Genomic DNA, 14,501 nt, shown 5'->3' on the forward strand with positions numbered 1-14,501 from the left:
GTCACGCCGCGATCCCTGCGGCGCGATTCCCCGGGCCTCGTCGAGGGCCCCGGCCTCCCTCGCGGTCACGAGGCCGACGTCACGCGACGACGGGCTCCCCGCCGGACGGACCGCTGGGCCAATGAGCCGCCAGGGCCCTCAGCGAGGCGCGGGCGGAGCGATGCAGGATGAAGATGCCGCCCGCCGCCTCCCAGAGGGCGCGGTGGGTCGGCGTGTCGTCGATGAGCACGTCGCCCGGACGGCAGTGGCGACGCTTCTCGACTGCCAGGCAGGTGATGAGGCGCGTGCCCGGAAAGTGCTCCGCGGCCCAGCGGTGCTTCTGCGGCTGCGCCCAGGTCCCGCGCGGGCACCCGGTGAGGATCACCGGCTCCAGGGGCCGAACGGCATCGAACAGCGCCATCGCGTCCGGCATCAGCGGGAGCTGCCCGTAGAAGTCCGGAGCGCGTGCGAGTGCAGCCCAGAACCGCGCAGGGCCGTGGCGCTGCTGGTACTCGCACAGCGGGCAGCCGAGCACGCGAGTCGCGCCTGCGTCGAAATCCGCCAGTACGCCGTCACAGTCGAGATAGAGCTGCATCACCTCGCCAACGCACCCGCCTCGCGGTGGGATCCGCCGCAGCGGGGGGACGTTGCCCATGCCCGCCGCGCAGGCCCGAGGCGTCCTTGCCACGTACCATCTTCCTGGTTCCGTCATGGCATCCTGGCCCGACCCCGAACTCTCCATGGTTCCTCTGCCGGGCGTGACCCTGCACGTCGCCGCCTCCGGCCCGGCGGACGGGCCGCTGACGATCCTGCTCCACGGTTTTCCCGAAGCGTGGTTCGCCTGGCGGCACCAGATCGGCCCGCTCGCCGCCGCGGGCCTGCGGGTGCTGGCGCCCGACCTGCGCGGCTACAACCGCAGCGCCAAGCCGCGGGAGATCGCCGCCTACCACCTCGACCGCGTCGCCGACGACGTGCTGGCCCTGGCCGACCGGCACGGCGCCGAGCGGGTGCGGCTCGTCGGGCATGACTGGGGCGGCATCGTCGGCTGGTGGCTCGCGGCGCGCTCCCCCGAGCGGATCGACCGGCTCGCGATCCTGAACGCGCCACATCCCGACGTGCTCGCGGCCTATGCGCGCCGCCACCCGGTCCAGGCCCTGCGCGTCGTCTACTTCGCCCTGTTCCAGGTGCCGGCCCTGCCCGAGGCGGCCCTGCGTGCGGCGGATTTCCTCGCCCTGCGCCAGGCCCTGCACCTGACGAGCCGGCCGGGCACCTTCACGGACGAGGACATCGCCCGCTACCGCGAGGCCTGGGTGCAGCCCGGCGCGCTCGAAGGCATGCTCAACTGGTACCGGGCGATGCGGCTGAAGGACCGCCGCGAGCTCGCGCCGATCCCGGCTCCGACCCTAATCCTGTGGGGCCGCAAGGATCCGGCGCTCAGCCCCCACCTCGCCACCGCCTGCCTGGAGCTGTGCGAGCAGGGCCGGATCGCGTGGCTGCCCGAGGCGACGCACTGGCTCCACCACGAGGAGCCGGAGAGGGTGGCGGCCGAGCTGACAGCCTTCCTGACCGGATGAGGCCGGGACGGCGGGAGGTTCTGGCAGCGTCCGTGCTCTTCCTCGCGCGAGGGGTGTCGGCGCGCACAGGCGACGGAAATCCTGGGACGGAGAGGTTCATGACGCACGCGGTCCTGCTCGGCGATTCCGTGTTCGACAACGCCACTTACGTGCGCGGCGGCCCCGACGTGGTGCGCCAGCTGCGCGCCCTCCTGCCCGGCAAGCGAGCGACACTGCTCGCGGTCGACGGGGCGGTGCTGGCGGACGTGCCGGGCCAGATCGCCGGCCTGCCGAATGACGCGACCCACCTCGTCGTCAGCGCGGGCGGCAACGACGCCCTGCGCGCGTCCGGCGTGCTCGACGGGCCGGTGCGCTCGGTGGCGGAGGCGATCGACCGGCTCGCGAGCACGCAGGATCGCTTCCGGGCGGAGTACCGCGTGATGCTGGACGCCGTGCTGGCGCGCGGGCGCCCGACGGCCCTCTGCACCATCTACGACCCGCGCTATCCCGATCCGGTCCACCGACGCCTGACCGCGACGGCCCTGGCGATCCTCAACGACGTCGTGACGCGCGAGGCGGCCGCGCGGAGCCTCACGCTCCTCGACCTGCGGGTGCTGTGCGGTGAGGATGCGGACTTCGCCAACCCGATCGAGCCGTCGGTTCAGGGTGGGGAGAAGATCGCGGCGGCGATCGCGGCGTTCCTGCGCCGGGACACCGGGTTGCCCGGGGGCCTGATCATCGCGCGGCCCTGAGGACCGACCGCCCCGGCGCGAGGGCGCCGCCAACGTGTCCTCTCAGTATTCCTCGGGGCGCTGGACCAGTGCTCGCCATGATCCGGCCCTCGCCATGGCCCTGCTGCGGCAATCGTGAGCGGCTTGCCGGGCTCACAACCCACTCGGGAAGGTCTCGCTCTCGCCGGATCGGATCTCTCCGGCCTGTAGCGGCGTGACGGCGCGCGTCTCCTCAAGCCAGACATAGGCGTCGAACTGCTCGGGCAGCACGGCCTCGAAGTAGTGGCTCTGCAGCTCGGTGCGTGGGCGGTAGACGACGCCGATCGCCCGCTCGCGGCGCGGCGCCGTCCAGGCCTCCCGCAGCGCGCCTGCCCCCGGCTCCCGCAGGTCCAGGAAGGCGCGTGGCAGGCCCGCCTCACGGAACAGCGCCTCGTGGCTGTCCTCACGGACCGGCCGCACCTTCATCACCTGCATCGGCTCGTCCCAGTCGTCGGCCGCCGCCACCGTGCCGCGGTCGGTCCCGAAACCCACGAGGACCGCCTCGTCGCCGTAGGCGGTCTTGGCGAGTTCGCCGATGTTGAACTCGCCCTCCCACCCCATCGCGGTCGCGCCCGCGTGGCCGATATGAGAGTTGTGGGCCCAGACGACCGCCTTGCGACCGCCCGCGACGAGGTGCTGGAGCGTGTCGAACATGTGCCGGTCGCGGATATTCCAGGACTCGACGGAGCCGCGATACATGATGCGGTAGTACTGCTCGGCGGCGCGAACGATGCGGGCGTTCTGTGCCGCGTCCAGATAGGCATCCGGATCCTGGGCCGCGTAGGCGAGCTGCTTTTCCTGAAGATCGTGCAGGATGCTGGTGACCGCGTCCTCGCAAGGGTGCTTGGCGCCGAACATCACCTCGCGGCCGTAGCGTTCGGGCTTGGCGTGCCAGGGCGAGAGGCAGCCGTAGCGGTCGCGGGCCTGGCGTGCCGCGGCAGGATCGACCCGGTCGAGGTAGTCGAGCACGGCCGCCATCGAGGCGCCGAGGCTGTAGACGTCGAGACCGCGGAAACGGACCTGGTCCGCCGCCTCCCGCCCTGCATTGAAGGTGCGCAGGCCGCGCGCGAGGTCCAGGATCTCGCGGTTGCGCCACATCCAGGCCGGGAAGCGGGCGAAGGTCTCGTTCGGGAAGGGCGTGTCGGCCCGGTGGCGGAGATAGCGGTCGATCCTCGCCGCGTCCGGCCAGTCGGCCTCGACCGCGACGACGCAAAAGCCGTGGTGCGCGACGAGGCGCTGCGTGATGGCGGCTCTCGCCCGGTAGAACTCGGAGGTGCCGTGCGTGGCCTCCCCCAGGAGCACGACCCGGGCCGGCGCGAACCGGTCGGCGAAGGCAGCGAAGTCGGGATCCTCCACCTCCGGCAACGGCACGAGCCGCTCCCGCAGGAGTGGCGTGATCCGGGTCCGGGCCACTGAGACGACCATGCCGGCTGTCCTTTTTTCATTAGTGGGCTGCCCTCGTGGGCCTCCGCCGCCTCAGGCCAGGAAGCGGCGGAACGCGGCTTCGACGATCTGCGTCGGGACCACGTGGCCGCCGCTGAACGGGTGGTAGGCGACGTCGTAGCCCGCCTGCGCCAGCACCGCCGCCAGGCGGTCGCCGCAGCGTTCGAACGGCAAGACCGGATCCTGTCGCCCATGCGAGATGAAGAGGCGGGGCGTACCCTCCCGGCGCGCCGGCGCGGCGAAGCCGGGCGAGAAGGCCAGGATGTCGCGAACGAGGTCGCCGTTGGCGAGGCCGAGCGACAGCGCGTAGGAGGCGCCGTCCGAGAATCCCCCGACGGCGATGCGCCGAGGATCGACCGGCACCTGCGCGAAGACCCGGGCTAGGGCGGCGTCGAGAAATTCGGTGTCCGGCCCATAGGCGTGCTGAAGGACGTCCCAGGTCGCCCCGCGCGAATCGGGCGCCAGCACTGCGACGGCGTGTTCCTCCGCGGCAGCGGACACCAGGGGCAGGACGTCCTGGGCCGAGGCCCCGGCGCCGTGCAGCATGATCAGGAGGGGGACCGGCCGCGTGGCGCCGGCCGGAACCTGGAGGAGACCATCCCGCCCCCGGCCGAGGCCGATCCGATGCGTCCCCGCCGCCGCGGGCTCCGTCGGCCCGTCGCCGGGCCGGGACGTGAGGATCCCCGAGGAATGGGGGGCTGCCTGCTCCATCCGTCTCACCTCCGGATCGGCTGCGGTCACGGCCCGGCCGGCGTCACCCGCCAGACCGTGTTGCCGAGGTCGTCCGCCACGAGGAGCGCGCCGCGCGGATCGACCGCGACGCCGACCGGGCGGCCGCGGGCCCGGTTCTCGCGATCGAGCAAGCCCGTCACCACGTCCCGGGCCTTGCCGCTCGGCCGCCCATCGGCGAACGGCACGTAGGCCACCTTGTAGCCGTTGAGCTCCTGGCGATCCCAGCTGCCGTGCTCGCCCACGAACGCCCCGCCGCGGAAGTCGGCGCCGAGGCGGTCGGTGCGCGAGAAGGCGAGGCCCAGCGGCGCGACGTGGGAGCTCAAGCCGTAATCCGGCTTGACCGCGCTCGCCACGAGGTCCGGCCGCGGCGGCTGCACCCGCGGGTCGACGTGCTGGCCCCAGTAGCTGTAGGGCCAGCCGTAGAAGGCGCCCTGGCGCACGGCGGTGAGGTAGTCCGGCACGAGGTTCGGCCCGATCTCGTCGCGCTCGTTGACGATCGCCCAGAGCCGGCCGGATTGCGGCTCGACGTCGAGGCCGGTCGGATTGCGCAGGCCGCTGGCGAAGGTGCGGTGCGCGCCCGTGGCCCGGTCGATCTCCCAGATCTCGGCCCGGCCTCGCTCGGCCTCAAGCCCGTGCTCGGTGATGTTGCTGTTCGAGCCGACGCCGACATAGAGCTTGGTCCCGTCGGGGCTGGCGGCGAGCGCCTTGGTCCAGTGGTGGTCGATCGGCCCGCCCGGCAGGTCGGCGACCTTGGTGCCCGGATCGGTGATCCTCGTGTCGCCCTCGCGGTAGGGGAAGCGCAGCAGCGCGTCGGTGGCCGCGACGTAGAGGTCCTGCCCGACGAGCGCGACGCCGAACGGCGAGTTGATGTGTTCGAGGAGCACGCTGCGCACCTCCGGCGTGCCGTCGCCGTCCGCGTCGCGCAAGAGCGTGATGCGGTTGCCGCCCTTGGCACCTGCCCCGGCGAAGGCCATGACCCAGCCCATGACCAGATCCTTCGGCCGCCGCACCGGCTCGACGTTCGGGCTGTTGGCCTCCACCACCAGAACGTCGCCGTTCGGCAGGACGGACACCTGGCGCGGATGCGCGAGGCCGGTGGCGAAGGCCTTGACCCGGAATCCCTGGGGCACGCTCGGCGTCGCGTCCCCGGACCAGCCGACGGCACGCGCGATGCGCATCGGCGGCAGCAGGTATTGCTGCGGCTCGGGCAGGACCGGATCGGGGCCGACCTGGCTCTGCGCGTCGAAGGCCTCGTCCTGAGAACCAATGAATTGGCAGCCGGCAAGCAGCAGGGCGCAGACGGCGAGGACGGCGTGGAGGCGTGGGCTCATGAGGCCACTCCGACGCGGTGGCGATAGACCATCGCCCAACCGAGCCATCCGGTGACGCACAGGATCAGCACCACGGCGCCTGAGAGGATCAGCCCGGTCGGCACCACCGAGGTCCAGGCATCGCGGCTATGCACGAAGGCGTTGACCAGCGACAGGCCGAGAACCAGGACGTTGCCGAGCATGTGCGCCCAGGCCGGCTTCTGCGCCCGCACGCGGCGGTGGCTGACGAAGTCGGTGAGGCCGGCCAGTGCCGCCAACACCCCGAAGACCAGCCCGGCGGCGAGCAGCCAGGCCGAGAAGTTGGCCCATTGCATATCGGCGGTGCGCCAATAGGCGAGGTCGGTGGCGAAGGCCCCGACGAAGCAGACGATCGGGAACGGGACCAGCATCGGGTGCAGCGGATGCCCGGCGATCTTCGCCGTCGAGGGCGGGTTGCCGGGCCCCCGGATACGATCGGTCGCGGCACGACGGGTCACGGCGCTGTCGGTCATGGATCCTCCGGGGGACGGCCGGCGTGTCGGACAACGTCAGGTTGGACGGACGTTCCAGCGCGACCACGCCTCGTGTCGGGGTGTTTCGGTGTCGTGACCGTTACGGGGAGCCGGCGGCGAGCGACGGGCCGGTAGCGGCGGGCGATGCGGCCGGACGCGCCGGGGCTGGCCGCCCGAGCTGCGCATCGATCCGCCGGAAGGCGGCGAGCGCCTGACCGACGATCTGGTCCATGTTGTAGTAGCGGTAGGTCGCGAGCCGGCCGACGAACCAGACATTGGCTTCCGCCCGCGCCAGGCGCTCGTAGCGCTTGAACAGGGCCTGGTTCTCCGGCCGCGGTACGGGGTAGTAGGGGTCGCCCTCGGCGCTCGGATACTCGTAGGTGAGCGAGGTCTTCGGGTGTTCTTGGCCCGTCAGGTGCTTGTACTCGGTGATGCGGGTATAGGCCTCGGTCTGGGGATAGTTCACCACGGCCACCGGCTGGTGCTGGGCCACATCTCGCGTCACGTGCACGAAACGCAGCGAGCGATAGGGCAGCCGGCCGAAGCGGAAGTCGAAATACTCGTCGATCGGCCCCGTATAGATCACCCGGCGGTGCGGGATCACCTCGCGCACGTCGCGAAAGTCGGCGTTCGTCATCACGTGGATGTTGGGGTGGTCGAGCATGTGCTCGAACATCCGCGTGTAGCCCTGGGCCGGCATGGCCTGGAACGTGTCGGTGAAGTAGCGGTCGTCGCGATCGGTGCGGGTCGGCACCCGGGCGGTGACCTGGCGGTCGAGCTCGGAGGGATCGAGCCCCCATTGCTTGCGCGTGTAGCCGCGGAAGAATTTTTCGTAGAGTTCGCGGCCGATCGCCGACACTACCACGTCCTCGGAGGTCCGGATGTCGGCCACCGGCTCGGCCCGCGCGGCGAACCAGGCCTCCAGTTCCTCGGAGGTCAGCGACAGGCCGTAGAGGCAGTTGATCGTGTCGAGGTTGATCGGGATCGGCACCTGCATCCCGTCGACCATCGCCAGCACCCGGTGCTCGTAGGGGCGCCAGGTGGTGAACTGCGACAGGTAGTCGACGATCGCGTCGGAATTGGTGTGGAAGATGTGCGGCCCGTACTGGTGGATCAGCACGCCCGCCTCGTCGAGACGGTCGTAGGCGTTGCCGCCGACATGCGGCCGGCGGTCGACGAGGATGACGCGCTCGCCGCGCCGGCGCGCCAGGCGCTCGGCCAGCACGCTGCCGGCGAAACCTGCGCCCACGATCAGCCAATCGTACATGTCTTGGGACCTCTCGGGTGCAGAATGAAGGGGATCAGGCCGGGGTGGGCGTGTGCGCCAGGAGAAGCGGGGCCTCATCCTGCCGCAGCCTCTCGCGCAGGAGCGCGTGCATCGCGTCCCAGGTCCGGTCCCAGGAGTTGTGCGCAAGGTGGCGGTCGACCCGCTCGCGCCAGGCCGCCAGTGGCTCGGCGTGCAGGGCATCGATCGACAGGGCGACGCTCGCCGGCGTCTCGGCGATGGCGACGAGACCGGCCTCGCCATAGTCCCGCAGCACGTCGACGATCGGGGTCGAGATCACCCGCAGACCCGCCGCCAGGAACTCCGGCGTCTTCGTCGGGCTGATGAAGCGGGTCGCCTCGTTGAGGGCGAAGGGCATCAGCCCGAGGTCCCAGTGGCGCAGGTAGTCGGGCAGCTGTCCGTAGGGCTTCGGCCCGAGCCAGTGGATGTTGGGGAGGCGCGGCAGGCTCTCGGGCTCGATCTTCACCACCGGGCCAATCATCACGAACTGCCAGTCCGGCCTCGAGGAGGCCGTGGCGGCCAGGAGCTCGCGGTCGAGCCGCTCGTCGATGACGCCGAAGAAGCCGATGCGCGGGTGCGGGATCGCGGCCTGATCGTCCGGGTCCGGCCCCGCCTCCCGCGCCCTGGCGAAATGCGCCGCATCCACGGAGGACGGGAAGCAGTGGATGGACGGATGCGCCCCGCGCTTGGCCTCGTACAGGCTGCGCCCGCCGGTGAAGACGAGATCGGCCTGCGCGAGAAGCTCCGTCTCCTGGGCGACCAGGTCCGGGGACGCCCCGCGGAAGGCCGACAGCTCGTCCATGTTGTCGTAGACGGTGAGGTCGCGGGCGAGATCTGCCGACACGCCGAGCGCGGCCGGCGTGTAGTACCAGAACACCCGCGTCTCGCTGTTCCATCTCTGCAGGTAGTCGCGGATCAACCGCGCCTGGATCCAGTCCGCCGCGTAAATGCGGCTCTGCGGCAGCACCGGCACCGCGACGGCGATACCGGGTGCCACCGCCTCGACTCGCAGCCGGGGGGACTCCGCCGGTTCGAAGATCGGCTCCTCGATGAAGAGGACGTCGAAATGTCGGGCGGCACGGCTGAGCAGGTGCTGCGGGCGCTGCCAGACGAAGCTCCAGCGCAGGTGCGAGAAGCAGACCAGGAGCGGGCGGGGCAGCGCGTCGACGACGATCATTGAGGAAGGACCGTCGTGGTCCTTGGCGTGAGTGTCCTTGGCATGGGTCTGGCCGCTTCCATGAGGCATGTTGCGGCTTTGACTGGCCTGGCGTGCTCCGTCGATGGCGTGCGAGTCTTTCACACTCTACCCTTCATGCGAGTGGGCAATCGAACCGAATAACGTCGGATATCTTCTGGCGTTCTCGCATTGCTGATTATATTTCACGCCCATAATAGGCGTATGTTAATGTCATGATTTGGGTTTTCGGCAGGGGTCCTGGCCCCGGGCTGGTTTTAACTTGTGATAGTCGCAGCACAACAGACATGCGACGGCCTGGAACGATGCCAACGAAAGAGGCTTGTGCCGGTTGCAGAGCGGTCGAGGCGGCGGGACGCGACGGGATGCTAGAACTCTGGGGTGGCATCGAGTGCAGCATCGTACGGGTGGGCGATGCCTGGCGCGACCAGGTCGCCGAGACCGGCCACCGCGACCGCCCGGACGACCTCGACCGCGTCGCGTCCCTCGGCCTCACCACCCTGCGCTACCCGGTCCTGTGGGAGTCGGTTGCGCCGGAGGATCCCGATATCTGCGACTGGACCTGGCACGACGACCGCCTGGCTCGGCTGCGCCGCCTCGGCCTCGCGCCGGTCATCGGCCTCGTCCATCACGGCAGCGGGCCGCTCTACACGAACCTCCTTGATCCCAGCTTCCCGCACGGGCTTGCCCGGCATGCCGGGCGCGTTGCTGCGCGCTACCCTTGGATCACCGCCTTCACGCCGGTCAACGAGCCGCTCACCACCGCCCGCTTCGCCGGCCTCTACGGCCACTGGTACCCGCACGCCCGCAGCAAGGACGCATTCCTGCGCATGGTGGTCAACCAGTGCCGGGCGACGCTGCTCGCCATGCGGGCGATCCGCGCCGTCACACCTGCGGCACGTCTGATCCAGACCGAGGATATCGGCAAGACCTTCAGCACGCCGGCGCTCGCGGGCCAAGCGGCCTACGAGAACGAGCGGCGCTGGCTCAGCCTCGATCTCCTCTGCGGCCGGGTCGATCCGGCGCATTCCTGGCACGCGCGCCTGCACGCCGCCGGGGTCTCGCCATCGGACCTCGACGACTTCCTCGGCGGCGAGGCCTGCCCGGACGTGATCGGGGTCAACCACTACCTGACGAGCGAGCGCTACCTCGACGAGGCGCGCGGGACCTACCCGTCGCATCTGCACGGCGGCAACGGGCGGTTCCTCTACGCCGATGCCGAGGCGGTGCGGATCCGCCACCTCGCCGGGCTCACCGGGCCGAGGGCGCGCCTGACCGAGGTCTGGGAGCGCTACCGCCGGCCCCTCGCGGTCACGGAGGTGCACCACGGCTGCACGCGCGACGACCAGCTGCGCTGGCTGGCCGCGGTCTGGGACGCGGCTCGCGACACGCACGAGGCGGGGGTGCCGGTCCAGGCCGTGACGCTCTGGTCGCTGTTCGGGGCGATGGACTGGAACTCGCTCCTCCTGCGCCGGAACGGCCATTACGAGCCCGGCGCCTTCGATATCCGGAGCCCCGAACCACGGCTCACGGCGCTCGGCCGCGCCGCGCAAGACCTCGCGCGGACCGGACGGATGCACCACCCGGTCCTCGCCGCGCCGGGCTGGTGGGGCCGGGCCGACCGCTTCTATACCCAGGAGCGGGACGCGACGGAGAACAGCCTGCCGCCGGCTCCGCCCCCCACCGATGCTAGTCCGGGGCCCTGCATCGCTATCCTGGCAGGGGTCGGTCCCTACGGCGCGGTGATCGGGCGGATCTGCACGGCGCGCGGCCTCGCGTCCCGCCTCGTCGACGAGAAGGCGCTCGCTGCGCTTCTCGGCGAGGAGCGGGCCTGGGCGGTGATCGATGCCACATCCCTGGCCACGGCCGCTTCGGCCAAGCGCTATCCTGGCGGGACCTTCCGGGCCGACGTCCGGGCGGGCGGGCGCATCGCCGGGCTCTGCGCCCGGGCCGGCCTGCCGCTCCTCGCCTTCTCGTCCGACCTCGTCTTCGACGGCCGGCTCGGGCGCTCCGCCGTGGAGAGCGACCCCCTGCAGCCGAGCTGTTCCTACGGAATGAGCGAGGCCGAGCGCGAGGCGGGCATCCTGTCGGCACATCCGCGGGCGCTCATCGCACGGACCAGCCTGGTCTTCGGCCTTGAGGATGGGAGCGACGAGGCCGAACGCATCCTGGCAGATCTCGCCGAGGGATTCAGCCGGAGCTTTCCGCGGGGGGAAATCGTCTCGCCGACCTACCTGCCCGACCTCGTCCACGCCGCCCTCGATCTCCTCATCGACGGCGAGAGCGGTTCCTGGCACCTGGTGAATGAAGGCGAGACGAGTCGTGCCAGCTTCGCCGCGCGCCTTGCCCGCGTGGCCGGCCTGCCCCCGCCGGCACCGCCAGGACCACGGGATGGGCGCAACACCGCGCTCGCCAGCGCCAGGGGCAAGTTGATGCCGCCCCTCGACGACGCGGTCGTCCGCTTCGTCGCGGCCTGCCGCCCGCGCGTCCCCGGGAGGCTCGCCGCCGAATGAGCGTCGCGTCCCCGTTCCGGAGCGTCTTCCTCGCCGGCTTCGAATGCTCCACCCAGCGCCGCGCCGACGGCCGTCGGCTCGACCTCCTCGCCGCCACCGGCCACGACGTCCACGCGCTCGCCGATTACCGCGCGCTCGCAGCCCACGGCATTCGGGCCGTCCGGGACGGCCTGCGCTGGCACCGGATCGAGACGGCGCCCGGCTGCTACGACTGGTCGAGCGCCCTGCCGATGATCGAGGCCGCCGCCGAGGCCGGAATCCAGGTGGTGTGGGACCTGTGCCATTACGGGTGGCCCGACGATCTCGACATCTGGTCGGACACCTTCGTGACCCGCTTCGCCGCCTTCGCGGCGGCGGCGGCGCGCCAGGTGCGGGCGGCGTCCGGCGAAAGCCCGTTCTTCTGTCCCGTCAACGAGATCTCCTACTTCGCCTGGGCCGGGGCCGAGGTCGGCCGCATCGGCCCCCTCGTCACCGGGCAGGGGACTGCGCTCAAGCGCCAGCTCGTGCGGGCGTCCCTCGCGGGCATGCGGGCGGTACGGGCAGTCGAGCCGACTGCTCGCTTCCTCCACGCCGAGCCGGCGATCCACGTCGTCGGAGACCGGGAGAGCGAGGCCGCGGCGGCAGCGTACCGGGAGGTGCAGTACGAGGCCCTCGACATGATCGGCGGGCGCCACGCCCCCGAGCTCGGCGGCGGCCCCGATTTCCTCGACGTCGTCGGCGTCAACTTCTACCCCGACAACCAGTGGGTCCATGGCGGCTCAACCGTCCCGCTCGGCCACTACGCCTATAGGCCGTTCCGGGAGATGCTCGCCGAGGCCCATGCCCGCTACGGCCGGCCGCTCCTCGTCGCCGAGACCGGGGCGGAGGGCACCGCGAAGGCGGCCTGGCTGCACTACGTCTGCGGCGAGGTCCGGGCGGCGCGGGCCGCTGGGGTGCCGGTTCTCGGGATCTGCCTCTACCCGATCCTAGACTATCCAGGCTGGGACAACGACCGCCCCTGCGCGGTCGGGCTGTTCCACACGCATGATCCGACCGGGCGCCGCGGCCTCGACCGGCCCCTGGCGGAGGAACTTGGGGCTCAGCGAGCCCGCTTCGCGGCGGAAGGTGACGGCGATGCGGCCTGAGACGACGCTGGAGACCGGACCGGCGCATCTGGCGAGCGGCGGCGGCTTCATCCTGCACCATATGCGCGTGTGGCGCTGGCATTTCGCCGGCCTGTTCGCGCTCGTCGTCGCCTCGGCGGCCTGCGGGGTCGGCCAGCAGGTCGGCCTCAAATTCCTCGTCGACGCCATGGCGGGGCCGCCGGGCTTCCAGGGTGCGGCGCTCTCCGCGCTCGCGCTGTTCCTGGTCCTCATCGCCGCCGAGGCTTTTCTCGCGCGCCTCACCGGGTGGCTCGCCTGCCGCGCCACGGTCGGGGTCGGGGTCGACCTGCGGACCGAGCTGTTCGATTTCCTGAGCGCCCAGTCGATGCGCTACTTCGCCGAGAACCTTGCCGGGTCGCTTGGCCAGCGCGTCACCGCGACGGCGGGCAACTTCGGTGCTTTGGTCAACACCTTCGTCTGGCGCATCATTCCGCCTGTCGTCGACGTCGTCGGCGCGGTGATCATCTTCGCAAGCCTCGACCGCGGACTCACCGCGGCGCTGGTCGCCCTGATCCTCGTCGTTACCGCCGGGCTGATCCGGTTCGGCGCGCGGGGGCGGCCGATACATCGCGCCTATTCGGGCGAGGCCGCCAGCATCGCGGGCGATCTCGTCGACACCATCGCCAACATGTGGACGGTGAAGGCCTTCTCGGCGCGAGCCCGCGAGCGGACGCGGCTCGAGGCGGGGTTTCGCCGCGAGGCCGCGTCGCAAGCCCGGAGCTGGCTCTACCTCGAGAAGGCCCGCCTCATCCACGATGTCGCACTCTGGCTGCTCGCCGCCGGTATTCTGACCTGGACGCTGCACCTGTGGAGCCGGGGCGACGTGAGCGCCGGCAGCGTCGTGGTGGTGGCGAGCCTGACCCTGCGCATCGTCCACTCGTCGAAGGACATGGCGCTCTCCCTCGTCGACGTCGCGCAATACTTCGGCTTCATCGAGGAGACGCTGGCGGTGATCGCCAAGCCGGTCACCGTGTGCGACGCACCTGGCGCCCCGGCGTTGGTGCCCCGCGGCGGCGCCGTCGCGCTCGACCGGGTCACGTTCTCGTACGGCGTGGGCCGGTCGGTGCTCGACGGCGTGACGCTGACGATTCCGGCGGGGCAGAAGGTCGGCATCGTCGGGCCGTCGGGAGCCGGCAAGTCGACCCTCGTGCACCTGCTCCAGCGCCTCTACGATGTCGAGAGCGGCGAGATCCGCATCGACGGCCAGCCGATCGCGGGCGTGCGCCAGGACTCGTTGCGCGACGCGCTCGCGGTGGTGCCGCAGGAGATCGGCCTGCTGCACCGCTCGGTGATGGACAACATCCGCTTCGCCAGGCCGGAGGCAAGCGACGAGGAGGTCTTCGCCGCCGCCCGCGCCGCATCCTGCGACGGCTTCGTGCGCGCCCTGCCGGATGGCTACGCCACGGTCGTCGGGGAACGCGGCACCCGGCTCTCCGGCGGCCAGCGCCAGCGCATCGGCATCGCCCGCGCGCTCCTCAAGGCCGCGCCGATCCTGCTTCTCGACGAGGCGACCTCGGCGCTCGATACCGAGACGGAGATGGCGATCCAGGCCGCGATCGTCCGGCTGATGCGCGATCACACGGTGATCGCGGTGGCCCACCGCCTCTCGACCCTCACCGCCTTCGATCGCATCCTCGTCGTCAGCGAGGGACAGGTCGTCGAGGACGGTACGGTACGCGACTTACGCGAGGCGGGCGGGTTGTTCGCGCAGATGTGGGAGCTCCAGGCCGAGGGCCTCTCCGCCGACGTCGTGGTGGACGTAGCTTGATATCAGGTTGGCCCATAGCCGGCCGTGTTCCGATCTCCACAGCAGCAGAAAGCTCGGCATCTCGATGTCGATCCCCGAGAGTGTCCGAGACTGGCTACTAACCGCAAGACGTGGTGCCTCGATGTCCGATTGTCCGCTCTCTCACGATCGGGCTCATCCCCCATGATGCGCTACGCGAACTCACGGCGGCATTCCCTAACATCGCGGCGATCCTCTGGCGTGATACCCTGGTGGATGCCACGATCTTCCGCGCCTGGATGAACGGCATGGGCCGGCGTTCAGCGACAGAAGCGGTCGCG

The 14,501-nt window shown here is 71.0% G+C and carries 12 protein-coding genes; 5 read left to right on the forward strand and 7 right to left on the reverse strand.

What is annotated here, in order from left to right:
* Nucleotides 1-79 precede the first annotated feature (79 nt).
* The gene (locus VQ03_RS04245) at nt 80-574 is read right to left on the reverse strand and encodes a 5' nucleotidase, NT5C type (RefSeq protein ID WP_048449617.1); all 495 of its coding nucleotides are present in this window, start codon (nt 572-574) and stop codon (nt 80-82) included.
* A gap of 145 nt (nt 575-719) precedes the next feature.
* Here VQ03_RS04245 and VQ03_RS04250 point away from each other — a divergent pair, with 145 nt between their 5' ends.
* Together VQ03_RS04250 and VQ03_RS04255 are read left to right on the forward strand one after the other, a co-directional pair.
* Complete coding sequence (locus VQ03_RS04250) at nt 720-1,553, forward strand: alpha/beta fold hydrolase (RefSeq protein ID WP_245291957.1); 834 nt, start codon at nt 720-722, stop codon at nt 1,551-1,553.
* 98 nt (nt 1,554-1,651) lie between these two features.
* The gene (locus VQ03_RS04255) at nt 1,652-2,284 is read left to right on the forward strand and encodes an SGNH/GDSL hydrolase family protein (protein WP_048449619.1); all 633 of its coding nucleotides are present in this window, start codon (nt 1,652-1,654) and stop codon (nt 2,282-2,284) included.
* A gap of 132 nt (nt 2,285-2,416) precedes the next feature.
* Here the strand turns inward: VQ03_RS04255 and VQ03_RS04260 are convergent, their stop codons facing one another.
* From VQ03_RS04260 to VQ03_RS04285, 6 genes are all read right to left on the reverse strand, one after another.
* Nucleotides 2,417-3,727 (reverse strand): erythromycin esterase family protein, encoded by a 1,311-nt coding sequence (locus VQ03_RS04260; protein WP_048449620.1) that lies wholly within the window; start codon nt 3,725-3,727, stop codon nt 2,417-2,419.
* A gap of 51 nt (nt 3,728-3,778) precedes the next feature.
* Nucleotides 3,779-4,456 (reverse strand): alpha/beta hydrolase, encoded by a 678-nt coding sequence (locus VQ03_RS04265; protein WP_048449621.1) that lies wholly within the window; start codon nt 4,454-4,456, stop codon nt 3,779-3,781.
* Nucleotides 4,457-4,482: 26 nt separating this feature from the next.
* Entirely contained in the window at nt 4,483-5,808 is a 1,326-nt protein-coding gene (locus tag VQ03_RS04270) for a PQQ-dependent sugar dehydrogenase (RefSeq protein ID WP_048449622.1), read from the reverse strand.
* Nucleotides 5,805-6,197 carry a DUF2231 domain-containing protein gene (locus tag VQ03_RS04275; protein ID WP_245291968.1) on the reverse strand — a complete coding sequence of 131 codons (393 nt, stop codon included), beginning with the start codon at nt 6,195-6,197 and terminating at the stop codon, nt 5,805-5,807. The genes VQ03_RS04270 and VQ03_RS04275 overlap by 4 nt, the downstream gene beginning before the upstream one ends.
* 202 nt (nt 6,198-6,399) lie before the next feature.
* The gene (gene glf / locus VQ03_RS04280) at nt 6,400-7,566 is read right to left on the reverse strand and encodes a UDP-galactopyranose mutase (RefSeq protein ID WP_048449623.1); all 1,167 of its coding nucleotides are present in this window, start codon (nt 7,564-7,566) and stop codon (nt 6,400-6,402) included.
* A gap of 34 nt (nt 7,567-7,600) precedes the next feature.
* Entirely contained in the window at nt 7,601-8,761 is a 1,161-nt protein-coding gene (locus tag VQ03_RS04285; RefSeq protein WP_048449624.1) for a glycosyltransferase, read from the reverse strand.
* A 383-nt stretch (nt 8,762-9,144) separates the two neighbouring features.
* Here VQ03_RS04285 and VQ03_RS34460 point away from each other — a divergent pair, with 383 nt between their 5' ends.
* From VQ03_RS34460 to VQ03_RS04300, 3 genes are read left to right on the forward strand one after another with little or no spacing between them, the layout of a single operon-like run.
* Nucleotides 9,145-11,292, forward strand: a complete 2,148-nt coding sequence (locus tag VQ03_RS34460; protein WP_048449625.1) for a sugar nucleotide-binding protein — start codon at nt 9,145-9,147, stop codon at nt 11,290-11,292.
* Nucleotides 11,289-12,416: a beta-glucosidase gene (locus tag VQ03_RS04295; protein ID WP_048449626.1), complete on the forward strand. Its 1,128-nt coding sequence runs from the start codon at nt 11,289-11,291 to the stop codon at nt 12,414-12,416. The genes VQ03_RS34460 and VQ03_RS04295 overlap by 4 nt, the downstream gene beginning before the upstream one ends.
* The gene (locus VQ03_RS04300) at nt 12,406-14,202 is read left to right on the forward strand and encodes an ABC transporter ATP-binding protein (protein ID WP_048449714.1); all 1,797 of its coding nucleotides are present in this window, start codon (nt 12,406-12,408) and stop codon (nt 14,200-14,202) included. The genes VQ03_RS04295 and VQ03_RS04300 overlap by 11 nt, the downstream gene beginning before the upstream one ends.
* Nucleotides 14,203-14,501 lie beyond the last annotated feature (299 nt).

The organism is Methylobacterium tarhaniae, from assembly GCF_001043955.1.
In the GTDB taxonomy this organism is placed as follows: Bacteria; Pseudomonadota; Alphaproteobacteria; order Rhizobiales; family Beijerinckiaceae; genus Methylobacterium; species Methylobacterium tarhaniae.